We start from the raw sequence: 23,492 nt of genomic DNA on the forward strand, positions 1-23,492 counted from the left end.
TTCCGGCAGGATCTCGCCGCACGGCCGACGTCGGCCCGGTGGCGTGGCTGCATTTTGTTGCTCCGCTGCCACGTCGGCGCCATCGACGGCGTGTTAACGTTTCGACAAGGGGTTGCGCGTGGCCCCGCCACTTCGTGTCCCCGTCGTAGAGTCCGATGCGCCCGACCCGCAGCCTCCTGCTCCCGATCCTGGCGGTCGCCGTCGCGGCGCCCGAGATGCTCGCCGCGCCCCCCGCGCGGGCCCAGAACTTCTTCGAGCGCCTGTTCGGCATCAAGCCGGAGCGGCCGCCGGTGCCGCCGCGCGGCCTGCCGGAGCCGGCGCCCGCGCCCGGGGCACCGGGCGAGCCGGGCCCGCCCGCGGCGGCCCCCGAGGCGCCCCGGCCGGCCCCCGCGCCGGCCCGCCCGGTCGTGCTGAAGACGCCCTCCGAGGACGGCGTGATCGGCCAGGAGCTGCAGCTCAACGGCCTGTCCGGCTCGCTGAAGCTCGAGCGCTCCGGCACGGCCGTCACGGCGCGGATCAAGTTGCCCGGGACCAAGATCTCGCAGCCGGCGGATTCGTGCACGGTGCCGCTCGCGGGCGGCAATCCGGTGACGCTCACCGCCGAGGGCAAGCCCGAGGGCGTGCCGCGCTTCGAGGCCGCCGGGGCCGAGTGCCCGCTGCGCTTCGACGTGACCGACGGCGGCGTCCTGGTCTCGAGCCTGGGCTCGGGCCCGGTCTGCACCTTCTCGGCGGCGGATTGCGCGACCACGCCGGTCGGCCTCTGGGGGCCGGGCGCCGCCACCCTGATCCCGCGGGCCGGCGAGTTCGACACCGCCCGCGGCGTGGCCGACAAGGCCGTCCGGGACAATTACAAGCTGATGACCCAGCGGGCCCGGCGCGAGGATGTCCGGCCGATCGTCAGCGAACAGGCGGCGTTCTCGTCGGACCGGGAGCAGCTCTGCCGCACCTACGCGCGCGAGGGCACGCACGGGTTCTGCCATCTGCGGGTGACGGAGAACCGCGCCCTGGCCCTGGCCACCCGGCTCGGCGCCAACACGGCGACGCCTACCGCCTCCGTGGCGCCCCGCCGGCCGCGGCCCAAGCCCGCGGTCGAGGGCATGAACCCGGACGCGGTCGGCGGCGGCGACGCCGTTCCGGAGTAAGACCGCCCGGTGACGGCCAGCGGCCCGGCGCAACCGTCGTTGCGAGCGGAGCGAAGCAATCCAGGAACGCTACGCCGGCCAGCATCGCGCTGCCCTGGACTGCTTCGCTGCGCTCGCGAAGACGCCGTGCCGCCCTGGCGAGCGCGCCCGGCTCAGGCCCGGCCGGCGGTCATCGACAGCATCGCCGGGTCGATGCCGTTCGCCCGCAGGGCGAGGTCGTACTTGGCGTCGAGGTCGGCGTTGAAGATCAGGGCCGGGTCGGCCGGGCAGTTGAGCCAGCCGTTGGCCATGATCTCGCTCTCCAGCTGCCCCGCCTGCCAGCCGGCGTAGCCGAGCGCCAGCACGGCGCTGGCCGGGCCCTCGCCGCTGGCGATGGCGCGGAGGATCTCCACGGTCGCGGTCAGGCAGATGCCGTCGTCGATGATCAGCGTCGACTGCTGGATGTGGAAATCGTCGCTGTGGAGCACGAAGCCGCGCCGTCCCTCGACCGGGCCGCCCATCAGGACCGGCATGTGGCCGACCCGCTCGCGCAGGCGGATCGCGTCCGCCTCGGGCGCGACGTCGAGCTGGACCAGGAGGTCCGGCATGCTGATGTCGGTCGCCGCCTTGTTGACGATGATGCCCATGGCCCCGTCGGCGGAATGGGCGCAGATGTAGATCAACGAGCGGGCGAAGCGCTCGTCGGCCATGCCGGGCATGGCGACGAGGAACTGCCCGTCGAGGAAGTGCGGGCCCGACAGCTCCGTCCGGAGCGGCGACGCGGCCTTCTCGGCCTGCGACGACGCTGCCGACATGGGATCGGGCCTGCGGTGCGGAGGGTGCGCCATGCGTCCATGCTACGCCGCGCCCCTCGGTTGTCCAGCGGGCAAAAGGGACGCAGCAAGCCTCCCCCAAGCTTGTGCGGGTCTCAATCCCTGTCCCACAATACCCGGGTCGGTCCGCGTCGCGGCCGGCGCGGTCACCGTTGAGGCTCGCTGGTCATGGCGGATGTCGCGCCCTTCTGCGGGGCCGGGGCGGCCTTCATCAAGCTGATCGGCCCGTGAGGGCGTTGCAAGCCGGAGCCGGCCGCATCCTCGACAGGCACCCCCTGCCACGCTAGGTCAGGCGCGCTGCTCACGCGCGCCATCCCAGCGCGCGACAACGAGGGACCCGCGATGATCCAGGTCGGCGACCACCTGCCCCAGGCCACCTTCCGGGTGATCGGCCCCGAGGGCCCGATCGCGCGCACCACCGACGACGTGTTCAAGGGCCGGCGCGTGGTCCTGATCGGCGTGCCGGGGGCGTTCACCCCCAGCTGCCACCGCAACCACCTGCCGGGCTTCGTCACTCACCGGGACGAGATCCTCGGGCGCGGTATCGACGCCATCGCGGTGACGAGCGTCAACGACGTGTTCGTGCTCGACGCGTGGTCGAAGGCGAGCGGCGCCGAGGGGCTGGAATTCCTCGCCGACGGCAACGCCGATTTCGCCAAGGCCCTCGGCCTGGAGATGGACGGCACCGGCTTCGGCCTCGGGATGCGCTCGAAGCGCTACTCGATGCTGGTCGAGGACGGCGTCGTCCGGATCCTCAACGTCGAGGAGACACCCTCGAAGGCCGAGGCGTCCGGCGCCGAGGCACTGCTGAAGGTCCTCTGAGGACGCCGCTGGCCGCAGATCGGCCCTCTTAAGGCCACGTTCCGTCCGCTTGTGTCGCCGGGCTCTGCCCGGAGACCGGCCCGAGGACCGCATGGCCTTCCTGAACGACCTGCCCATTGCCGACCTGATCGCGAATTACGGATACATCGCGATCTTCGTGATCATCACCCTCGAGAGCGCCGGCGTGCCGTGCCCCGGCGAGACGGTGCTGATCTCGGCCGCCGTCTACGCCGGCAGCACCGGGAACCTGAACATCGGCCTGGTCATCGCCGCGGCGGCGACGGCCGCGATCCTGGGCGACAATGTCGGCTACTGGGCGGGGCGGCGCTGGGGCATGCCGCTGCTGCTCCGCTACGGCCATCTCATCGCCCTCGACCACGGGCGGCTCAAGCTCGGCCAGTACCTGTTCCGCCAGCACGGCGGGAAGATCGTGTTCTTCGGCCGCTTCACCGCGATGCTGCGCGCCTACGCGGCCCTGCTCGCCGGGGTCAACCGCCTGGACGCGCGCCGCTTCTTCGCCTTCAACGCCCTCGGCGGCATCGTCTGGGCCGGCAGCATGGGCATCGGCTCGTACTATTGCGGGCGCCAGATCGAGCACATCGTCGGCCCGGTGGGCCTGACCCTGCTCGCCCTGGTGGTGTTCGGCGGCCTGGCCCTGTGGCTGTTCGTGCGCCGCCACGAGGCGCGCCTGCTCAACGAGGCGGAGATCGCCATCCCCGGCCCGCTCGCCTGACGGGCATCACGTCTCCGCGAGGTCGAACGCCTCGATCGCCTCGAGGGCGTCGTGGTGCAGGAGGAGGACGCCGGTGGCCGTGGCGAGCCGGCGCGCCGCCGGCGTGAAGCCGGCGTTCGACACCACGGCGGCCCGGTCCCCGTCCCAGTAGCGCAGGGCCGCGGCGGCTTCCTGCACGGCGGCGTTGCCCACGGGCTTGCTCAGCCGCTTGCACTGCACGACTAGGCGCAGCCCGTCCCGCACCGCCACGATATCGGCGCCCTGGTCGCCGCTCGCCGGCGTCCGGTGCGCCCGCCAGCCCGCCCGGACCAGGCGCTCGGCGCAGTAGCGCTCGTAGTCCAGCCCGTCCCCGGGCGCCTCGTCCTCCTCCGGGAGCGCGACGGCGGCGGCCTCGGCCTCGACGATCGCCAGCATCCGCGCGTGCTCCGCCTCGGCGAGGTCGGCGAAGCGCGGGCCGAGCTGCGGCAGGACGGTCCGCTCGAGGAAATAATCGCGCTCGCGCAGCCAGCCGTCCTCGATCCGGTTGCCGTAGGGGTCGGTGTAGCTCTCCTGCCGCCGCCGCAGCGCCAGCGTCTCGGCATGGGCGCGGGCGATCCGGCGCACCCGGGCCCGGAACCGGCGCGGGCGCCCGAGATGCCGCAGCAGGACGAGCGCGAGGGCGAGTCCCGTCGCGGCGAGCGCCGGCCGGCCGTACCAGAGCCCGAGGGGAAGGCCGATCACGGCCGTCCAGAACAGGCGGGCGACGAGGCTGGGCTTGCCGGGCATCGGGTCTCGGGGGCGCTGACGGGCCCCCGACCCTCGCAAGCGCGGCTTGCCCGATGCCTAACCCGCCTCCGAAAGCTGTGGACGCGGACGCGGATGAGAGCGCCGCGCCGTCAGCCCTTCCGGCGCTGGTGGCCGAGGCCCATGCTCTTGGCGAGGCTGGACCGCGCCGCGGCGTAGTTCGGCGCCACCATCGGGTAGTCGGGCGGCAGGCCCCACTTTCCCCGATACTCCTCGGGCGTCAGGTTGTAGTGCGTCCGCAGGTGGCGCTTCAGCGACTTGAACTTCTTGCCGTCCTCCAGGCAGACGATGAAGTCGGGCTGGACCGAGCGCCGGACCGGCACGGCCGGCCGCAGCTGCTCCGCCGGCGGGGCGGACGGCTCGGCGAGCCCGTGCAGCGTCGCGTGGATGGCCGCGATCAGCCCGGGCAGTTCCGGCGCGGGGACCGGATTGTTGCTCACGAAGGCCGACACGATGTCGACGGACAGCGTGAGATAGTCCGGTTGCCCTTCACCCGTGGCGTCCATCCCGTAACCTCCAATCGATCCCAGCCGGCCACCGACGCCGGCCGGGATCTGTCTCTGCTCGACCCGATACAGGGTAGTTAATGGGCAGTTACTATGGTGGTGTGAATTCAATAGCAAGTCCAATCCACACATGCCCACAAGTGCCGTCTTAGAGTGGATAAATGGCGCCCGATATTGAACAAAAGGAGGTCTGGAGACCGCGCTGGCGTCCACCACGCGATTTCCGGCCGGAGCGTGCCGACCGGGCGTTGCAGGCGCGCCGGATCGCGCCATCTGGGAGGGCGGCGGGCGCCCCGGCGCCTCGTCCGTTCGGACGTGAGCGAGAGGCCAGATGCGTGCCGCCAGGAACGGCCTGCGGGACCGCGTCCCGTGACGATGTCGTGAGCCGCCGGTCGTGAGCACCTACCGGTTCGACAAGCTGCTGGCGCCCCGCTCGATCGCCCTGGTCGGGGCGGTGGGGCGCGAGGGCTCGCTGGGACGCAGCGTGCTCGACAGCCTGCGCGCCGCGGGCTTTCCCGGCGCGATCATGCCGGTCCAGCCCGATCAGGCCGCCGTCGAGGGGCTGGCCTGCGTGCCGCGGGTCGCGGATCTGCCCGCCGCCCCCGACCTCGTCCTGATCGCGGTGCCGCCGCCGAGCGTGCCCGAGGTCGTCGCGCAGGCCGCTGCGATCGGCGCCGGGGCGGCCGTGATCCTCACGGCGCGGCTCGGATCCGGGCCGGAGGATCCCGGTCCGGTCGCCCACGGGATCGCCCGCGCCCACGGCCTGCGCCTGCTCGGGCCCGACAGCGCCGGCTTGGCGGTCCCGGGCGCGAGGCTCAACGCCAGCCTGTTCGCCCAGGCGCCCGAGGCCGGCGACCTTGCCCTCGTCTCGCAATCCGGCACGGTCGCGGCCGCCATCGTCGCCTGGGGCGCCCGCCACGGCACGGGCTTCTCGGCGGTGCTGTCGCTCGGCAGCGTCCTCGACATCGGCGTGGCCGACTGCCTCGACCACTTCGCCGCCGATTTCCGCACCCGCGCGATCCTGCTCTGCCTCGACCGGGTCGCGGATGCCCGCCGGTTCATGTCGGCCGCCCGCGCCGCGGCCCGGGCCAAGCCCGTCGTGGTCCTGCGGGCCGGGCGGCACCGGCCCGACACCCGCGCCGCCGTCACCCATACCGGCGCCCTGGCTCGCCCGGACGCGGTCTACGCCGCGGCCTTCCGGCGGGCCGGCCTGCTGGCCGTACCGGACCTCGACGCGATGTTCTCCGCCGTGGAGACCCTGGGGCGGCAGCGGCCGTTCCCCGGCCACCGGCTGGCGATCGTGTCCAACGGCCGCGGCATCGGCCTCCTCGCGGCGGACCGGCTGATCGAGCGGGCCGGGACCCTGGCGGCGCCCGCCGAGGCGGAGGGCCGCGCGCCGGGAAACCCCCTCGACCTCGGCGTCGACGCCGCCGGTCCGGCCTTCGCGTCCGCGCTGACGCCGCTGCTGACGGATCGGACGAGCGACGCCGTGCTGGCGATCCACGTGCCGACGACCCGCTCGGAGGCCGGCGCGGTGGCCGAGGCCGTCGCCGCGACGGTCAAGGCCGCCCGCGCCGGCCAGACCCGCAAGAAGCCGGTCTTCGCGGTCACGCTGGGCGACGCGGAGGCGGCGCGCGAGACCTTCGCGCAGGCCGGGATCCCGCATTTCACCACCGATTCCGAGGCGATCGAGGGCTTCCTGCACCTCGTGCGCTACCGCGAGGCCCAGGACGACCTGATGCGCACGCCGGACTCGCTGCCGCGGGACTTCTCCCCCGATACGGCGCGGGCCCGCTCGATCGTCGCCGGCGCCCTGCGCCAGGGCGCCGCGTGGCTCGACCCGGTGGCGGTGAACGGCCTCCTGCAGGCCTACGGGATCCCGACCGTCCCGATCACGCTCGCCCCCGACACGGACGCGGCCGCGGCGGCCGCGTGGCCGATCATCGCGGCGGGCGGGACGGTGGCGCTGAAGGTCGTCTCGCCGGACATCGTGCACAAATCCGACATCGGCGGCGTCCACCTCGACCTGACCAGCGAGGCCGACGTCGCGGAGGCCGCCCGCAGCATCCTGGCCCGCGCCCGCCGGGAGCGGCCCGACGCCCGGGTCACCGGCTTCGCCGTGCAGCCGATGGTCCGCCGCGGCCAGCGCCGGGAGCTGATCGCCGGCCTCGCTGAGGACGCGGTGTTCGGCCCGGTGGTGGTGTTCGGCCGGGGCGGGACCGCCGTGGAGGTGATCGACGACCGCGCCCTCGGCCTGCCGCCGCTCGACCTGACCCTGGCGCGCGACCTCATCGCCCGCACCCGGGTCGCGCGCCGCCTCGAGGCCTACCGCGACGTGCCGGCGGCCGATCTCGGGGCGATCGCGCTGACGCTGGTGAAGCTGTCGCAGCTCGCCGCCGACCTGCCGCAGGTGCGCGAGCTCGACATCAACCCGCTCCTGGCCGACGAGACCGGCGTGCTGGCCCTCGACGCCAGGGTCCGGATCGGGCGCGCCGAGCGCGGCGACCACGGCAGCGCCCACGGTAGCGCCCACGGCCGCGGCCACCCGCGCTTCGCGATCCGGCCCTATCCGGCCGAGTGGATCCGCACGCTCAACCTCAAGGACCGGACCGTGCGGGTGCGGCCCGTGCGCCCGGAGGACGAGGGCCTGTTCCTGGCCTTCTTCAAGGGTCTCGACCCGGAGGATCTGCGGCTGCGGTTCTTCGGGCCGGTGCGCGAGTTCAGCCACGCCTTCCTGGCCCGCCTGACGCAGCTCGACTACGCCCGCGCCATCGCGTTCGTGGCCACGGAGATCGGGCCGGGCGGCGGCGAGCGCATGCTCGGTGCGGTCCGGCTCCACGCCGACGCCAACCACGAGAGCGGCGAGTACGCGATCGCGGTGGGCCGCGACGCCCGCGGGACGGGCCTCGCCTTCGCGCTGATGCGCCTGATGATCGACTGGGCGCGCTCCGAGGGGATCGGCCGGGTCGAGGGCACGGTGCTGGCCGAGAACCGACCGATGCTGGCGGTGTGCCGCCGCCTCGGCTTCACGCAGGGGCGCGACCCGGACGATCCGGGCCTCGTGAAGGTGCACCTCGATCTCGCAACCGGCTAGCGGCGCGGCGAGGCCCGACCCGGCGCCGGCCGCGCCGGTGCCGGGGGGCGCGGCTCAGTGGCCGCTGTCGGTCGCGTTGCGGGTGGTCTCGTAGAGGAACCACGTCCGCTCCTCGGACTGGTCGATCCACTCCTCGAGCTGCGAGGTGGTCGCCACGTCGCCGGCCTCGTCGGTGACCCCGTGGAGGGTCCGCATGTTGGCGGTGAGGGCCTTGTTGTCGTCGCGCAGCTCCTTGAGCATGTCGAGGGGCGAGACGTACTCGGCATCGTTGTCGGCCACGCGGGTCAGGCTCTTGGCCTGGCCGAGCGAGCGCAGGACCGTGCCGCCGATCTTGCGGGCGCGCTCGTTCACCGCGTCGATGATCTCGAAGATCTGGGCCGACTGCTCGTCCAGCAGCAGGTGGTAGTCGCGGAAATGGGGCCCGCTCATGTGCCAGTGGAAGTTCTTGGTCTTGATGTAGAGGGCGAACAGGTCCGAACTCAGGACCGTCAGGCCCTCGGCGATCGTCCGGACGTCGCTCGGATCGAGGTCGGTCGGGGTGTTGAGGCGCGCGCTCTCGATGCGGCTGCTCGGCTTGGCCTTGGCCATGGTCGTCTCCAATGCGATTCGCTGGCTCGGCGCGCCGCTCCGTCACGCCGCGGAGGGGCGAACGCGCCTTCTGCAGGCCAATGGCCGGCCCGCCGGGATGTTCCGGCGTGCCGAGAATCGCATAGCTGGGTTGGCTTTAGCGGATAGGTTCGACGGATTCCAAACTGCGGTGCTCGGTAACGGGCCGCTCCGGCGACGGCTTCGCCGGTGCGGGCCTGACCGGCGCGGGCCCGACCGTCGCGGCCTTGGCCGCGGCAGCCCGCGCGGGAGCCGGCTTCGCGTCGTGGGCGGCACCGGGCCGGGGCGGGGCCGGCGCGGTGGCGGGGGCCGGCTTCGCGGCGTCCGCGCCCGCCGCGGGCGGGATCGCGCCGGTGGCGGCGGGCTCGGGCGCCGGCGTGTCGAGGTTGTAGATGTCGTCGCGGAAATGCGCCTTCCCGTCCGGCGTGGCGAAGCCGGTGAGGTACACGAAGGTGACCGGAATCGGCTTGGTGAGCTTGATGTCGCGGCGCTCGCCGTCGGCGATGCCGGTCTCGATCTCGATCGGCCCCCAGCTCGTGCCCGGCCCGTTGGGGCCGTCCGTGCCCTGCAGCAGCCAGCCGACCAGCTCCTTCACCTGTCCGACCCGGACGCAGCCGTGGCTGTGGAAGCGGACGCTCGCGGCGAAGAGCGACTTCGCCGGCGTATCGTGCATGTAGACGGCAAAGCGGTTCGGCATGTCGATCCGCACCTGGCCCAGCGAATTGTCGAGGCCGGAATCCTGGCGCAGCGTGTAGTTGACGGCCTTCTGGCCCGCCCAGTCGATCCGGGTCGGGTCGACCTCGCCCGCCGGGCCCAGGATCCGGATGCGGTTCTTGGCGAGGTAGCCCGGGTTCTTGCGCATCGCCGGGATGATCTCGTTCTTCACCACCGAGGCGGGGACGGTCCAGGTCGGGTTGAAGTTGATGTCGGTGATCCGCGTCTCGACGGACGGCGTCGCCTTGTCGGGGGAGCCGACCACCGCGACGTAGCGGCGCGCCACGGCGCCGTTCTCCACCGCCTCCACGGCGGCGGACGGGATGTTGACCACCACGTAGCGCTCGCCGAACGGGAATTTCGAGCCCATCAGCCGGGCCGCGGAGGCGGCGAGCTGGCGCTGGCGCACCGCGGCCGGCACGTTGAGCGCGTTGATCGTGAGCCGGCCAAGGATACCGCTGTCGGGCAGGCCGTGGCGGCCCTGGAAGGCGGCGATCGCCGCCACCAGGGGCGGGTCGAGGCGGTCGTTCGCGGGGGCATCCGCCGGCAGGTCGCCGGTCAGCGTCAGGTGGTGGCGCAGGGCGGGGATCGCCGGGTGGCGCTCGCCGGGCTTGAGGCGCGCGAGATCGTCTGGCAGCCGCTCCCAGCCCCCGGCCTCCGCGAAGGCCGCGTAGCGCTCGGCCGCCCGGAGCGTGTCGAGGAACGTCCGCGGCGTCAGCGTCGGGTTCGGGTCGGCGGAGACCTTGGCGTAGACCAGCGGCGCCGGCTCGCGGGACCTCTTCGCAGCTTCCTGAGGCTTGGCCGGCTGGGACTTGCTCTCGGCCGATCGGGCGTCCGACGCCTTGCTGTCCGACGCCTTGCTGTCCTGGGCCTTCGCGTCCTGTGCCTTCGCGTCCTGCGCCTTGCCCTGCGCCGGGACAGGCTCCGGCGCGGCCTCGGTCGCCCGGGGCTCGGCCGGCCTGGTCTCGGCCCGCTTGGCCTCCGCCGGCTTGCCGGCCGCGCCCTTCGCCTCACCCTTCGCCTCCGGTGCGCGGGGCTCCTGGCTCTTCGCGGTCTCGCCCGCGGCGGGCGGCACCGCGACCGGCGCGGCGAGCGGCGGCACCGGCGCGGGGCCGCCCTGCGCCGCGCCGGTCCCCTGCGCCAGGGCGACGCCGGGCGCTCCGAGCAGGGCCAGCAGGGACAGGCCCGCACCCAGCGCGGCGTGCGGGCGGGCGTGACGGCGGGGCTGGACCGGGACCATACGCAACACTCCCGACGCGCTCAGGCGGCGCGACCGGGCCGGATGATGGGCCGGCGTGGTTACCAATCTCCTCCGACCCTGAAAGCTGGCAGGATCGGGATTCACGATCCCGCAATTGACTCATCCGCGTGTGACGTCGCGGATGTCGGTCGGCGTGAACGTAGCGCTCATACATTCATGCGTTGCTGGCTCCGGCGCCCGCGTCTTTGCGAGCGGAGCGAAGCGATCCAGACGGCGCGACGCCGCCCGTCGTCGCGCTGCCCCGGGTCACTTCGCTCCGCCCGCGATGACGGAGTAGGACACCTTCATCGAAGCGTTCCGTCGGACACCGCGTGGCCGGGCCGCCACGGCTGCCCAGGCCCGGACAGGAGATCGGTCCCCAGCATGCCGGATTCCGGTGATCCGATCCCGAGGACGATGCCCTACCTGCCGCAGCTCGACGGGGTGCGGGCGCTCGCCATCCTGATCGTGTTCGCGGCCCATTGCGGCTACGGCCACGTGGTGCCGGGCGGCTTCGGCGTGACCGTCTTCTTCTTCCTCAGCGGCTACCTGATCACCACGCTCCTGCGGATCGAGCGGGCGCGGACCGGAACGGTGTCGCTTCCCGCCTTCTACCTCCGGCGGAGCCTGCGCATCCTGCCGCCCATGTACCTGACCCTGCTCGCCTCCGGCGCGCTCTACGCGGCGGGGTGGCTCGACTGGATGCCGGTCGCGCCGGCGGCGGTCCTCGGGCAGGCGACCTTCCTGACGAACTATCCCGGCCTGTTCGGCACCGAGGCGGTGCTGCCGGTGCCGCTCTGGAGCCTCGCCATCGAGGAGCACTTTTACCTCGTCTTCCCGCTGGTCTTCCTGCTCTGGCTCGGGCGCCTGCGGCCGCGCCGCGCGGCCCTGGCCTGCCTGGGGCTCTGCGCGGCGGTCCTGGCGATCCGGTGCGTCAACGTCTGGCGGCTGCCGGATTACAGCCTGAACTACAGCTGGACCCACACCCGGATCGACGCGATCCTGTTCGGGTGCTGCCTCGGGCTGTGGAACAACCCGGTGGTCCCGGCCGACCGGGCGTGGCGCCCCGCGCCCTGGCACGTGGCGGCGAGCCTCGCGGTGATCCTCGGGACCCTGGCGGTCCGCGATCCCGCCTTCCGGGAGAGTCTGCGCTACACGCTCCAGAGCGCCGCCCTGTTCTTGCCCTTCGCGTACCTGCTGCACGGCGAGGGACCTCTGGTGCGGCTGCTGGCCAGCCGGCCGATGCGCCGGCTCGGGCTCTGGTCCTACAGCTTCTACCTCGCGCACATGACCGTGGTGGCCCTGGTGCTGCACCTGCGGCCCGGGCTGCACGGCGTCGGCCTGATGCTGGCGGCCTTCCCGGTGACCCTGCTGTGGTGCTGGGGCATGTACGGCCTCGTCGAGCGCCCCTGCGCGCGCCTCCGCCGCCGGCTCCTGGCGGATCGGCCGCCGGAGCCGAGCCTGGCCGAGGACGGCCGCCGGGCCGAGGTCACGCCCGCCTGAGCTTCTCGCGGGCGGCCCTGTGATCGGGCGCGGCCTCGAAGGCCGCCTTGATGGCGTGCCACAGGGGCTTGCGCCGGAACTGCGCGTCGAGCGGCAGCGCCCGCTGCGGCAGGCCGTCGGGCCGCTTGCGGTAGGGGTGGTCGTTCAGCCACGTGTCCGGGTCGTAGATGTCCCAGGTCAGGACGTCGAGGCAGGCGGGCTCGTCCAGCACCACGTCGAGGTAGCGGCGGGCGAAATCGGCCACCATCCGGTCGCGGGTCGCCACGTCGGACGGGAAGGCGCGGTCGTCGATGTCGAGCTCGGTGATCTCGATGCCGAGACCCATCTGGCCGATCTCCCGCAGGAAGCGCCGCAGCTGGCCCTGGTCGATCGGGATCGTGCTGGTGAGGTGCGACTGGAGCCCGAAGCGCCGGATCGGCACGCCCCGGGACCGCATCGCCTCCAGGCGGCGCAGGACCTTGGTGCGCTTGGCCTCCATCCAGGGCACGCCCTGCTCCACCGCGTCCTCGTTCCACGTGCCGGCGGCGGCCGGATCGGTCTCGTGCAGGATCCGGAAGGCGAGGTCGACGTAGCCGGGCCCGATCGCGGCGAGCCAGGGCGAGTCGCGCAGGCCGCCGCCGCGGTCGGGATCGGACTCGTTGCCGAGGATCTCGTTGACCACGTCCCAGGCGACGATCTGGCCGCGGTAATGGCCCGCCACCGTCTCGATCCAGCGCCGCATGAAGTCCTCGGCCTGGACGGCGCTCGCCCGGCCGAGCAGCGGTCCGACCCAGGGCGGCAGCGCCGCGTGCCAGACGAGCGTGTGGCCGCGCATGCGCTGGCCGTTCGCTCTCGCGAAGCGCAGGATGGCGTCGCCGCGGGCGAAGTCGGTCTTGCCCGGCGCCGGCAGGACCTCCTCCATCTTCATCTCGGTGCCGCAGACGAGGATGCCGCATTCCCGCGCCACCGCCTGCCGGTAGGCGGGCGTCGCGTCGAAGCGGTGGAACGGCACCTCGCAGCCGTATGTCAGGCCCTTGGCGGCCGCGGCGGCCTGGAGGCTGTCGGCCGACCAGGACGGCCGGCCGAGGGGACCGAACCCCGCCGGGCCGGCCGCGCGCGCCGCGCCGGCGAGGCCGAGGGCGGCCGCGCCGGCGAGGATCGACCGGCGGTGCGGGAGAGGGGGCATCCGGGTGCTTCGTTCCGTGACGTGCCCGCCACCCTAGCAGAAGCCGCCGCGGCGGCGATCCGCAGGTTCTGCCGGGGCGGCGCGGGACCGCGGCGCGAACTCGCCTTCCGCCCCGGGGCGCCCCATCTGATGGGCGCCCGTCAGCCGAGGATCCGTCATGAGCCAGCACCCCGCGATCAGTCCGGGCCGCAGCGCGGTCGTCACCGGGGCTGCGAGCGGCATCGGGCTCGCCGCCGCGCAGGCCTTCGCCCAGGCCGGCATGAACGTCTGGCTCGCCGACCTGCCGGGCCCGGCCCTGGACGCGGCCCGGGCCGCCGTCGCCGAACTCGCCGCCGTCGAGGTGCGCGCCGTGCCCACCGACGTGTCGGACCGGGGCGCCGTCGAGGCCCTGGCGGCCTCCGTCGCCAAGGGCGGGCCGCCCGCCCTGGTGATGCTGAACGCCGGGATCGAGGCCGGCGGAAAACTGTTCTCCGACGCCGACACCTGGACGCGGATCCTGGGCACGAATCTCGGCGGCGTGGTCAACGGCATCCACGCCTTCGCGCCCGGCATGATCGAGGGCGGCAGGCCGGGGGCGATCGTCGTCACGGGCTCGAAGCAGGGCATCACCACCCCGCCGGGCAACGCGCCCTACAACGTCTCGAAGGCGGGCGTGAAGGCGGTCACCGAGGCGCTCGCCCACGAGCTGCGCAACCGGGAGGGCTGCCACACCACCGCCCACCTGCTGATCCCGGGCTTCGTCTATACCGGGCTCACCAAGGCCCGCGGCGTCGCCGAGAAGCCCACCGGGGCCTGGACGCCCGACGAGACCGTGGCCTTCCTGCTGGAGCGGCTCGCCGCCGGCGATTTCTACATCCTCTGCCCCGACAACGAGACCACGCGCGCCCAGGACGCGAAGCGGATCGCCTGGGCGTCCGGCGACATCGTCGAGAACCGGCCCGCCCTCTCGCGCTGGCATCCGGACTACGCCGAGGCGTTCAAGCGCTACATGGAGGGCTGAACCCCCGGCGGCCCGCTGCCCTGGGTCACTTCGCTCCGCTCGTGATGACGGAGGAGCGAGACCCGCTGCGTGACTGCGCGGGATGCCGCGTTCGCCGTCTTTGCGAGCGCAGCGAAGCAATCCAGGGATCCGCGACGCCGGACCCGTTCACGCGAGATCGGGATACAGGTCGTTCCAGTCCGGATTCATCGCCTCGATCAGCGCGAGCTTCTTCTTCCGTGAGCCCGCCTTGATCTGCTTCTCGCGGGTGATGGCCTCATTCATCGTGGGATAGCGCTCGTACCAGACGAGGCGTTGGCAAGCGTAGCGGCTCGTGAAACCGGGAAGCAGCCCATCCCGGTGCTCGTGGACCCGCCGTGCGAGGTCCGAGGTCACGCCGGTGTAGAGCGTGCCGTTGCGGCGGCTCGCCATGATGTAGACGGCCGGCTCGCGCATCGTGCTGTCCTTCGGCGCCGCCGCGCTGCCCTGGGTTGCTTCGCTGCGCTCGCAAGGACGGAGCGTGGCAGCGTGGACTTGCCCGGATCTGTCCCGGCCGCCCCCTGAACCGGACAGCGCTGGCCTGCGCCCCTCGTCTGGCGAAGCCCTTGCACACGGGCTAGGTCAGTGCGACGCAGCCGCCGCACGAGACCAGCGCACGACAACCGGGAGCCGCACTTGGCCACGATCATCCCCGTCGCTTCCTTCGACTGCGTCGTGTTCGGCGCCACCGGCGATCTGACCGCGCGCAAGCTCCTGCCGGCCCTGTTCTACCGATTTCGCGACGGCCAGATCCCCGAGACCAGCCGGATCATCGGCGCCTCGCGCTCGGAACTGTCCCTCGACGCCTTCCGCGAGCACGCCCGCGACGCGCTCAAGCGCTTCGTGCCGGCGGCCGACCTGTCCGACGACATGCTCCACCGCTTCCTCGACCACGTCGACTACGTCGCGGTGGACGGGGCCGGCGACAGCGGCTGGACCGACCTCGTCGCCAAGCTCGACGAGCGGCCCGACCAGGTCCGGCCCTACTACCTCGCCACCTCGCCCGACCTCTACGGCTCGATCTGCCGCAACCTCGCCGCCCACGGGCTCGTGGGGGAGAAGTCCCGCGTCGTGCTGGAGAAGCCGATCGGCAAGGACCTGAAATCGGCCCGGGCGATCAACGACGCGGTCGGCGAGGTCTTCCCCGAATCGCAGATCTTCCGGATCGACCACTATCTCGGCAAGGAGACGGTCCAGAACCTGCTCTCGCTCCGCTTCGCCAACACGATCTTCGAGCGGCTCTGGACCTCCGACGTGATCGACCACGTCCAGATCACGGTCGCCGAGACGGTGGGGGTCGAGGGCCGGGCCGGCTACTACGACACGTCGGGCGCGATGCGCGACATGCTGCAGAACCACATCCTGCAGCTCCTCTGCCTCACCGCCATGGAGAGCCCGCTCAATCTCGAGGCGAACTCCGTCCGCGACGAGAAGCTCAAGGTGCTGCGCGCCCTGAAGCCGATCACCAGCCAGGACATCCCGCTGGTGACGGTGCGCGGCCAGTACGTGGCGGGCGCCGTCGACGGCAAACCGGTCGAGGGCTACCTCGCCGAGCTCGGCCACGAGAGCCGGACCGAGACCTTCGTGGCCATGAAGGTCGAGATCCAGTCCGGGCGCTGGGCCGGGGTGCCGTTCTACCTGCGCACCGGCAAGCGCCTGCCCCAGAAGCTCTCCGAGATCGTGGTGCAGTTCCGCGCCTCGCCGTTCTCGATCTTCCCCGAGGAGGCCTTCGGCCGCGAGCCGAACCGCCTCGTGATCCGCCTGCAGCCGCAGGAGGGCATGAAGCTCGAGGTGATGACCAAGGACCCGGGGCCCGGCGGCCTGCGGCTGCGCCCGACCGACCTCGACATCTCCTTCGAGGAGACCTTCAAGCAGCGCTACCCCGACGCCTACGAGCGGCTGCTGATGGACGTGGTCCGCGGCAACGCGACGCTGTTCATGCGCCGCGATGAGGTCGAGGCCGCCTGGGCCTGGGCGGACGGCGTGCTCAAGGCCTGGGCCGACCGGCCCGAGGCGCCCCGGCCCTACCCGGCCGGGAGCTGGGGCCCGACCGCCGCCATCGCGCTGATCGAGCGCGACGGCCGGACGTGGCACGAGGAATTGCGGTAACGACGCGCCGCGGCTCACGGCCAAGCTGCCTTGATACGGTCAAGCCGGATGTGAAATGTGTCGGCGCTGCCGGATACCGCCCCGCCAGAGGGTGGAGACGGCGCAGCACGAGGGATCATCACATGCTGGACCATCATCGGGACGCGGCCGTCCAGGCCGAGCGTCGCCTGGAGCGTTCGGTCGCGGCCGCCCTGCGCGTCATCGCGGCCGCCCACGACGAGCGGCAGGCGCCGCCGGTCACCGCGGCCCGCCGCCGCCTGAGCGAGGTCTACGGCGCCACCCGCCTGGCCCGGCGCCTGGAGCAGGAGCGCCGGACCGCCTGAGACACGCCGTCTTCGCGAGCGTGGCGACGCGATGACGGAGCCTAGACGGCGGCGTCCCAGGTCTCGCTGAGGGGGACGGTTCCGCGGACCAGCCGGGCGCGCAGCACGACGTCGCCCGGCGGCACCGGCTCCGGCGGGCGCCACTCGACGTAGATCCGCCAGCCTCCGGTCTGCGGCACGAAGTTGGCCACCGGATCGTGCAGTGTGCCGGCGCTGGCCGAGACCTCCGCGGCGACCGCGTCGTCGGGACCCTTCGGCAGGCCCGGACCCTCGAAGTCGATGACGCAGAGCCGCCGCCGCGGGTCGGGCGGGTTCGACGGGCGCAGGCGCTGCGCCGAGCCGAGTCGCGTCGACGTCACCCGGGCGAGGGCGGTCTCCGGGATCGCCGGCACGGGCTCGGCCCCCACCGTGGTCAGCCCGTAGCGGACGTGCAGCGGCGCGCCGGGCTGCGCCGGGGCCGCCGGCACGAAGGCCGCCACGATGTTGTCCATGTACTCCTCGCCCGACGGGATCTCGAAGAGCTGCACGGCGCCGTCCGCGAAGGCGCCCCCGGCGGAATCCGGCGCCACCCACAGGCCCGGCCGCGCCTCGTGGCGCGCCTCCACGTCGAGGTAGGCCGCGAAGCTCCGCTCCCGCTGCAGCAGCCCGAAGCCGGCGAGCGGCCGGGCCGCGAAGGCGGAGATCTGCGGCTGCGCCCGCCCGTTGACCAGGGGGCGCCAGATCCGGTCGATCCGCGCCGGGTCGGCCCCGGCCGCGACGCAGAGCCCGTCGGAGTCGTGCACCTGCGGCCGGAAATCGTCGAAGGGCTTGGCGCCCCGGGCCCCGGGCCCGTTCTGGCCGTACAGGAACATGCTGGTGAGCGGCGCCAGCCCGAGCTTCGGGAGCGCCCGGCGCGGGTGGAGCGCCGCGGTGACGGCGATCCGGGCCGGGTCGCCGGGCGCGATCTCGAACCGGTAGGCGCCGGCCACGCTCGGGCTGTCGAGGAGGGAGAGCACCGTGAGGGTGCGCGCCTCCGGCTCCGGCTCGCAGATCCAGTGGGCCACGAAGTCGGGAAATTCCTCACCCTCCGGCGCGCCGGTGCCGATGGCGAGGCCCCGGGCCGAGAGCCCGTATTCCTGGTTGGCCGCCCGCAGGCGGAAGTAGGAGGCGCCTAGGAAGACGAGGAACTCCTCCTGAAAACCCTTCGGCCGCCAGGCGGGCGTGTCCGGGAAGGCGTAGTGCAGGCGGAAGCCCGCGAAGCCGAGATCCGCCGGGAAGCCCTGGCCGGTGAGCCGCGCGCCCAGGTCGAACAGCCCCGTGTCGTAGGGGATCGGCCGCGCGGGCCCCCGGAGCGGCTGGAGGTGGAGCGCCACGCGCCGGCGCTGCAGGAAGCCGCGGTGGAACAGCTGGGCGCTGAAATGCGCACCGAGCCGCAGGCTCGCGTCCGGCCGGAAGGTGATCGCCCGGTAGCCGTCGTAGTCGAGGGCGGCGAGCGCCGGCGGCAGGTCCTCGGGCGGCGGGGCGTAGGGCGCTGCGGCGCGCTGCGCCGCCTGCGCCGACAGGCTCTCGAAGGTCATCGCGTCGCCCTGCGGCGGAAGCGCCGGCCCGGCCCACGTTCTGGACCCATTCAGATCCGTCGCGCTAGGTAGAACCGTGCCGGCAGCCGCGGCCAGGACTGTTCGAAGAACGCGGCGCCGGGAGGGGGGATTGATCCGTTCGGCTTCCGGCGGCCTGGGCTGCCGGCTCGGCTCCGTATCCTCACCCCGCACATCGGTATCCACGGTCATCGGTTCCCGGCCCCGCACGGTCGGGCGGCCGGCAGCCTTCCACGGTCGAGTTCCTCGCGCCATGTCGTCACGCGTCACCTCCTCCGCCGAGCGGTCGCACCGGAACGCGGCTCCCGCCATACCCGATCCGTCGGAGAACGCAGCCTGCCGCGAGGTCTGGACCGACGCGCCGCGCGGCGCCCTGCGCGCCCGCCGCCTCGCCCTGGCCGTCCCGAGCCTCGCCACCGCCGGCGGCCTCGTCTGGCTCGCCGCGCTCGCCTACCCGGCGGGTGTCAGCCCGCTGGCCTGGGCGGTCCTGGTGCTGTTCGGCCTCGTGATGGGCTGGCAGGCCTTCGTCGCCTGCCAGTACGTCTACGGGTTCGTCGCCGCCCTCCTGGGCGACCGGGCAAAATCCGCGCTGGAGCGCCGCTCCGAGCAGGCGGGCGCCGCGGCGGACGGGGCCGGACGCACCGCCGCCGTGGTGGCGATCCACGCCGAGGACGCGGTCGCGGTCTTCGCCCGCCTGCGGGTGATGGCCCGCTCGCTCGCCCGCGCCGAGGCGCGGGGCATCGACATCTTCGTCCTCTCCGACACCCGGGACGGCGCGATCGCCGCCGTGGAGGAGCACGAGTACGCCCGCATCCAGGCCTGGGCGGCCTCCGACCCGGCGCTGCCGCGGATCCGCTACCGGCGCCGGACGGAGAATGTCGGCCGCAAGGCCGGCAATATCGGCGAGTTCTGCCGCACCTACGGCGGCGAGTACGCCTTCATGATCGTGCTGGACGCCGACAGCCTGATGACCGGCGCGGCCATGGGCCGGCTCGTCGGGCTGATGCAGGCGAGCCCGCGCACCGGCCTGATCCAGACCGTCTCGTACGCGGCCGGCCGGGACACGCTCTTCGCCCGCATCCAGCAATTCGCCGTCCGGCTCTACGCGCCGCTGGCCCTGCGCTGCCTGGAGACCTGGCAGGGCCCGGAGGGCAGCTACTGGGGCCACAACGCGATCCTGCGGGTCGAGGCCTTCGCGGAGAACGCGCAGCTCCCGAAGCTCCCGGGCCGGGAGCCGCTCGGCGGCGAGATCCTCTGCCACGACATCGTCGAGGGCGCGCTGATGGTGCGCGCCGGCTGGGAGGTGCGGCTGCTGCCCGAGATGGGCGGCACCTGGGAGGAGATGCCCACCAACCTCGTCGACCTGCTCGGCCGCGAGCGCCGCTGGTGCCAGGGCAACCTCCAGCACCTGCGGGTGCTGCCCTGGGCGGGCCTTCACGGCGCGAGCCGCTGGCACCTCTTCGTCGGCATCCTCTCCTACGGGGTGCTGCCGCTCTGGATCGCCTTCCTGGGCCTCGCCGCGTGGCAGGCCGCCCGGACCGGCGATCTCGGCCTCCTGGCCTACGGTCTGACCGGGCAGGGCGCCGCCGCCCACGCGCTCGCCGCCCTCAGCGTCGCCGTGCTTGCCCTGCCGAAGCTCCTGAGCCTCGGCCACGTCCTCGCCTCCGCGGAGCGCCGGGCGGCCTTCGGCGGCGCGCGGGTGCTGCTCGCGAGCGCCGCCCTGGAGCAGGCGGTGTGGGTGGTCCTGTGGCCGGTCCTGACCCTGTTCACCGCCGGCGCCGTGGTCTCGACCTTCTTCGGCCGGGTGGTCCGCTGGGAGACGCAGGATCGGGACGACCGGCAGGTCTCCTGGGCGGAGGCGTTCCGGCTCCAGGCCGACGCCGTGGTGGTCGGCGCGCTGATGGTGCTCGCCCTGGTCCTCGTCGGGAACCCGTGGCTCGCCCTCTGGCTGGCGCCGATCGCCCTGGCGCTGCTCACGAGTCCGGCCCAGAGCGTCTGGACCAGCCGCGCCGATCTCGGCCGCGCCGCCCGGGCGCGGGGCCTGTTCCTGAACGCCGACGACACCGCGCAGGCGCCGGAACTCGCCGAACTCGCCCAGCTGCGCGGCCTGCCCGCCGCGCCGACCCCGCACCGCCCCGCCGCGCGCGAGCCGGCGATCTGGCTCGCTGCCGACGAGGCCTGACGGGGCGCGCGAACGCGCGGATCCGCGTCCGTCATCCCGGCTCTTACGGCCAAGCTGCCACAGTGTTGCCATCGAGTCACGGGCGGGCGGAACCGCCCCGGCTGGGCGGTTTCAGGCTTGGATTTGAGGCGCGAGCGTTTACCCCTTGGCGAGGATCGGCACGGCATCGTGCCGCGGTCTTCGCCGCGTTCCCGCCATAGTCCGCGCCTGCCCCGAGAGGCTTTGATGCGTCGTTTTCTCCCCGCCCTGATCGGGCTTCTCGGCGCGGCCGCCTGCGCCGCGCCGGCACTGGCCTACGAGATCGACCCGCTGACCCGCCAGCCGCTGAACGACGCGCTCACCGTGCGCGTCCGCCCGCAGGCCGTCGAGACCGTCGCGGTGCCGGTGGCCAACGCCGCCCTGAACCCCGCCGACCCGCTGAGCGCCGACGCGGCGGTCCCGCAGATGTCGGCGATCCCGCGCGAGACGGTGGCCTATAACGGCCCCTACGGCGCCGGCACGATCGTCGTCTCCACCGCCGAGCGGCGGCTCTACTACGTGCTCGGCGGCGGCCAGGCCCTGCGCTACGGCGTCGGCGTCGGCCGGCCGGGCTTCACCTGGGGCGGCGTGCAGACCATCACGATGAAGCGCGAGTGGCCGGATTGGCGCCCGCCGTCGACCATGCTGAAGCGCCGGCCCGACCTGCCGCGCTACATGAAGGGCGGCCTCGAGAACCCGCTCGGCGCCCGCGCCATGTATCTCGGCGGCTCGATCTACCGCATCCACGGCTCCAACGAGCCGGAGACGATCGGCACGGCCGTCTCGTCGGGCTGCATCCGCATGACCAACGACGACGTGACGGACCTCTACACCCGCGCCAAGGTCGGCACGAAGGTCATCGTCCAGCGCTGATTCCTTTTCGGAGCTTCGACGAGGGGGCCGGCCGCGAGGTCGGCCCTTTTTGCGTTTCGTAGGGTTTCCGGTCGATGGCTTCGGCACAGCCGTCTTTGCGAGCGGAGCGAAGCAATCCAGCGGCGCCACGCCTGCAGAGGTCGCGCTGCCCTGGGTCACTTCGCTTCGCTCGTGATGACGGGATAGGCACATCAACCGAAGCGTTCAAACGGAAACCGGATCACGGCAGCGTCACCAGCGCGTCCGGGCGCTTCACCTCGATCTCGACGAACGCGATCGGGTGGTCGGACCCGTTCATCACGTCGTGTCGGATGCCCGCCGGGCGCATGTACGATTGCCCGGCCGCGAGGGCCGTCTCGTTGACCGCCGCGCCGTCGTGGACGCGCAGGATCCCGTCCACCAGCATCACCACGAAGTAGGGCCAGCCGTGCTCGTGCCAGCCGGTCACGCCGCCGGGCGGGAAATCCCAGCGCGTGATGCGCACGGCGGCGTCGTCCTGCTGGATCGTGGGCGTCGCGGGGATGGTGCAGGCGAAGGCCATGGCGGCTCCGAAGGTGCGGGCTGACGGGTGCGCGGCTCGACGCCGCCGTCATCACGAGCGCAGCGAAGCGACCCAGGGATGCGCGACGCCGAAAATCGTGGCGCCACTCTGGATTGCTTCGCTCCGCTCGCAAAGACGAGGCTCGGGGCCGGAGTGAGCGGGAGCGGCTGCCCTCAGTGGCAGCCGCACGAGCCCGACCCGCAGCCCCCGCCCTGCTTCACCGGGGCGGTGCGCGCGGTCTCGCGGTCGAGGCCGCGCTCGGCGAGCTCGCCGAGATAGGTGTTCCAGCGCGTCTCGTACTCGCGGCCCAGGGTGTGGAGGTAGCCCCAGCCGTAGATGCCGGTGTCGTGCATGTCGTCGAAGCCGAGCTTCACCGCGTAGTTGCCGACCGGCTCCACCGCCAGGATGGCCACGGCGCGCTTGCCGCCGATCACCTTCCGCTCCAGCGGCGAGTGGCCCTGCACCTCGGCCGAGGGGCTCGACACCCGCAGGTACTCGGCCGGCAGGGCGTAGCGTGCCCCGTCCTCGAAGGCGACGTTGAGCACCCGCCGGTCGGCCGACAGGCGGATCTCGGTCGGCCACAGATCCTCGCTCACGGGTCACACTCCTCACGCAATCTGGGACTGCGGCGCGGGATCGGCTTGCCCGCGACCGCCGGTGGCATCATATGCCGGACGATGCTCGATGACAGCTCCCTGACGCCGCAGACGTCCGTGGTCGGCGCGCCCGCCGGGCCCGCGCCGCTGATCGACCCGTTCCAGCGGGCGATCTCGTACCTGCGCATCTCGGTGACGGATCGCTGCGACCTGCGCTGCGCCTACTGCATGTCCGAGCACATGGAGTTCCTGCCCAAGCGCGACCTGCTGACCCTGGAGGAGCTGGACCGGCTCTGCGGCGTGTTCATCGCCCGGGGCGTGCGCAAGCTCCGGATCACCGGCGGCGAGCCGCTCGTGCGCCGCGACATCATGCACCTGTTCCGCCGGCTCTCGCGCCACCTCGATTCGGGGGCGCTGGAGGAGCTGACGCTCACCACCAACGGCACGCAGCTCACGCGCTACGCCGACGAGTTGGCGAGCCTGGGCGTGCGCCGGATCAACGTCTCGCTCGACACCCTCGACCCGGACAAGTTCCGGGAGATCACCCGCCGCGGCGACCTGAAGGTGGTGCTCGATGGCATCGCGGCGGCGCGGGCCGCCGGGATGAAGGTGAAGATCAACGCCGTGGCGCTGCGCGACGTCAACGCCGACGAGATCCCCGGCATGATCGCCTGGGCCCACGGCCTCGGCATGGACATGACGCTGATCGAGGTCATGCCGCTCGGCGAGATCGAGGCGGACCGGACCGACCAGTTCCTGCCCCTGTCGGTCGCCCGGCAGCGCCTGGAGACCCGCTACACCCTGACGCCGCTGCCCGACCGCACCGGCGGCCCGGCGCGCTACGTGCGGGTCGAGGAGACCGGCGGGAAGCTTGGCTTCATCACGCCGCTGACCCATAATTTCTGCGAGAGCTGCAACCGGGTCCGCCTGACCTGCACGGGCCAGCTCTACATGTGCCTCGGCCAGGAGGATTCGGCCGACCTGCGCGCGGTCCTGCGCGCCTCCCAGGACGACGCGGTGCTGGCCGCGGCGGTGGTCGAGGCGATCACCCGCAAGCCCAAGGGCCACGACTTCGTCATCGAGCGCCAGCGCCCGGCCGCCGTGCCGCGGCACATGAGCGTGACGGGGGGCTGACCGC

At 73.0% G+C, this 23,492-nt stretch carries 21 protein-coding genes; 11 read left to right on the plus strand and 10 right to left on the minus strand.

Annotated features, from left to right (window positions below):
- The first annotated feature begins 155 nt into the window (after positions 1-155).
- On the plus strand, positions 156-1,142 hold the full coding sequence (locus tag BM419_RS18965) for a hypothetical protein (RefSeq protein ID WP_091927351.1): 987 nt from the start codon (positions 156-158) through the stop codon (positions 1,140-1,142).
- A 152-nt stretch (positions 1,143-1,294) separates the two neighbouring features.
- Here BM419_RS18965 and BM419_RS18970 read toward each other — a convergent pair whose 3' ends face one another.
- The gene (locus BM419_RS18970; protein WP_091927352.1) at positions 1,295-1,936 is read right to left on the minus strand and encodes a YqgE/AlgH family protein; all 642 of its coding nucleotides are present in this window, start codon (positions 1,934-1,936) and stop codon (positions 1,295-1,297) included.
- A 360-nt stretch (positions 1,937-2,296) separates the two neighbouring features.
- Here BM419_RS18970 and BM419_RS18975 point away from each other — a divergent pair, with 360 nt between their 5' ends.
- Positions 2,297-2,776, plus strand: a complete 480-nt coding sequence (locus BM419_RS18975; protein WP_020093824.1) for a peroxiredoxin — start codon at positions 2,297-2,299, stop codon at positions 2,774-2,776.
- Between the two features lie 91 nt (positions 2,777-2,867).
- The gene (locus tag BM419_RS18980) at positions 2,868-3,509 is read left to right on the plus strand and encodes a DedA family protein (RefSeq protein WP_020093823.1); all 642 of its coding nucleotides are present in this window, start codon (positions 2,868-2,870) and stop codon (positions 3,507-3,509) included.
- A 6-nt stretch (positions 3,510-3,515) separates the two neighbouring features.
- On the opposite strand, the gene BM419_RS18985 is transcribed toward BM419_RS18980, so the two are convergent.
- Positions 3,516-4,274, minus strand: a complete 759-nt coding sequence (locus BM419_RS18985; protein ID WP_091927353.1) for a restriction endonuclease — start codon at positions 4,272-4,274, stop codon at positions 3,516-3,518.
- A gap of 110 nt (positions 4,275-4,384) precedes the next feature.
- On the minus strand, positions 4,385-4,798 hold the full coding sequence (locus BM419_RS18990; protein ID WP_091927354.1) for a Ros/MucR family transcriptional regulator: 414 nt from the start codon (positions 4,796-4,798) through the stop codon (positions 4,385-4,387).
- A 394-nt stretch (positions 4,799-5,192) separates the two neighbouring features.
- Here BM419_RS18990 and BM419_RS18995 point away from each other — a divergent pair, with 394 nt between their 5' ends.
- Positions 5,193-7,892 carry a bifunctional acetate--CoA ligase family protein/GNAT family N-acetyltransferase gene (locus BM419_RS18995; protein WP_091927355.1) on the plus strand — a complete coding sequence of 900 codons (2,700 nt, stop codon included), beginning with the start codon at positions 5,193-5,195 and terminating at the stop codon, positions 7,890-7,892.
- A gap of 54 nt (positions 7,893-7,946) precedes the next feature.
- Here the strand turns inward: BM419_RS18995 and BM419_RS19000 are convergent, their stop codons facing one another.
- Positions 7,947-8,480: a Dps family protein gene (locus BM419_RS19000; protein WP_020093819.1), complete on the minus strand. Its 534-nt coding sequence runs from the start codon at positions 8,478-8,480 to the stop codon at positions 7,947-7,949.
- 136 nt (positions 8,481-8,616) lie between these two features.
- Complete coding sequence (locus tag BM419_RS19005) at positions 8,617-10,452, minus strand: L,D-transpeptidase family protein (RefSeq protein ID WP_091927356.1); 1,836 nt, start codon at positions 10,450-10,452, stop codon at positions 8,617-8,619.
- A gap of 384 nt (positions 10,453-10,836) precedes the next feature.
- On the opposite strand from BM419_RS19005, the gene BM419_RS19010 reads away from it, so the two are divergent.
- The gene (locus tag BM419_RS19010) at positions 10,837-11,955 is read left to right on the plus strand and encodes an acyltransferase family protein (RefSeq protein WP_091927357.1); all 1,119 of its coding nucleotides are present in this window, start codon (positions 10,837-10,839) and stop codon (positions 11,953-11,955) included.
- Here BM419_RS19010 and BM419_RS19015 read toward each other — a convergent pair.
- Positions 11,942-13,120 carry an endo-1,4-beta-xylanase gene (locus BM419_RS19015; protein ID WP_091927358.1) on the minus strand — a complete coding sequence of 393 codons (1,179 nt, stop codon included), beginning with the start codon at positions 13,118-13,120 and terminating at the stop codon, positions 11,942-11,944. The genes BM419_RS19010 and BM419_RS19015 overlap by 14 nt on opposite strands.
- 157 nt (positions 13,121-13,277) lie before the next feature.
- Between BM419_RS19015 and BM419_RS19020 the strand changes: the two genes are divergently transcribed.
- Positions 13,278-14,120: an SDR family NAD(P)-dependent oxidoreductase gene (locus BM419_RS19020; RefSeq protein ID WP_091927359.1), complete on the plus strand. Its 843-nt coding sequence runs from the start codon at positions 13,278-13,280 to the stop codon at positions 14,118-14,120.
- Positions 14,121-14,267: 147 nt separating this feature from the next.
- Here the strand turns inward: BM419_RS19020 and BM419_RS19025 are convergent, their stop codons facing one another.
- Positions 14,268-14,555 (minus strand): GIY-YIG nuclease family protein, encoded by a 288-nt coding sequence (locus BM419_RS19025; RefSeq protein ID WP_091927360.1) that lies wholly within the window; start codon positions 14,553-14,555, stop codon positions 14,268-14,270.
- 219 nt (positions 14,556-14,774) lie between these two features.
- On the opposite strand from BM419_RS19025, the gene zwf reads away from it, so the two are divergent.
- Both zwf and BM419_RS19035 read left to right on the plus strand, forming a co-directional pair.
- Positions 14,775-16,247, plus strand: coding sequence for a glucose-6-phosphate dehydrogenase (zwf, locus tag BM419_RS19030; RefSeq protein WP_020093813.1), 1,473 nt, complete (start codon positions 14,775-14,777; stop codon positions 16,245-16,247).
- 122 nt (positions 16,248-16,369) lie between these two features.
- Entirely contained in the window at positions 16,370-16,570 is a 201-nt protein-coding gene (locus BM419_RS19035; protein ID WP_056523710.1) for a hypothetical protein, read from the plus strand.
- Between the two features lie 41 nt (positions 16,571-16,611).
- Here BM419_RS19035 and BM419_RS19040 read toward each other — a convergent pair whose 3' ends face one another.
- A complete protein-coding gene (locus BM419_RS19040; RefSeq protein ID WP_091927361.1) occupies positions 16,612-18,126 on the minus strand; it encodes an OpgD/OpgG family glucan biosynthesis protein in 1,515 nt (504 codons plus the stop codon).
- 271 nt (positions 18,127-18,397) lie between these two features.
- On the opposite strand from BM419_RS19040, the gene mdoH reads away from it, so the two are divergent.
- Together mdoH and BM419_RS19050 are read left to right on the plus strand one after the other, a co-directional pair.
- Positions 18,398-20,326 carry a glucans biosynthesis glucosyltransferase MdoH gene (gene mdoH / locus BM419_RS19045; RefSeq protein WP_091927362.1) on the plus strand — a complete coding sequence of 643 codons (1,929 nt, stop codon included), beginning with the start codon at positions 18,398-18,400 and terminating at the stop codon, positions 20,324-20,326.
- A 225-nt stretch (positions 20,327-20,551) separates the two neighbouring features.
- Entirely contained in the window at positions 20,552-21,217 is a 666-nt protein-coding gene (locus tag BM419_RS19050; RefSeq protein ID WP_091681796.1) for a L,D-transpeptidase, read from the plus strand.
- A 220-nt stretch (positions 21,218-21,437) separates the two neighbouring features.
- Here the strand turns inward: BM419_RS19050 and BM419_RS19055 are convergent, their stop codons facing one another.
- Both BM419_RS19055 and BM419_RS19060 read right to left on the minus strand, forming a co-directional pair.
- Entirely contained in the window at positions 21,438-21,758 is a 321-nt protein-coding gene (locus tag BM419_RS19055) for a cupin domain-containing protein (RefSeq protein ID WP_091927363.1), read from the minus strand.
- Between the two features lie 173 nt (positions 21,759-21,931).
- Entirely contained in the window at positions 21,932-22,354 is a 423-nt protein-coding gene (locus BM419_RS19060) for a gamma-butyrobetaine hydroxylase family protein (protein ID WP_056523722.1), read from the minus strand.
- Between the two features lie 81 nt (positions 22,355-22,435).
- Between BM419_RS19060 and moaA the strand changes: the two genes are divergently transcribed.
- Positions 22,436-23,488 carry a GTP 3',8-cyclase MoaA gene (gene moaA / locus BM419_RS19065; RefSeq protein ID WP_091927364.1) on the plus strand — a complete coding sequence of 351 codons (1,053 nt, stop codon included), beginning with the start codon at positions 22,436-22,438 and terminating at the stop codon, positions 23,486-23,488.
- Positions 23,489-23,492: the final 4 nt, after the last annotated feature.

This window comes from Methylobacterium sp. yr668 (assembly GCF_900116245.1).
Lineage (GTDB): Bacteria > Pseudomonadota > Alphaproteobacteria > Rhizobiales > Beijerinckiaceae > Methylobacterium.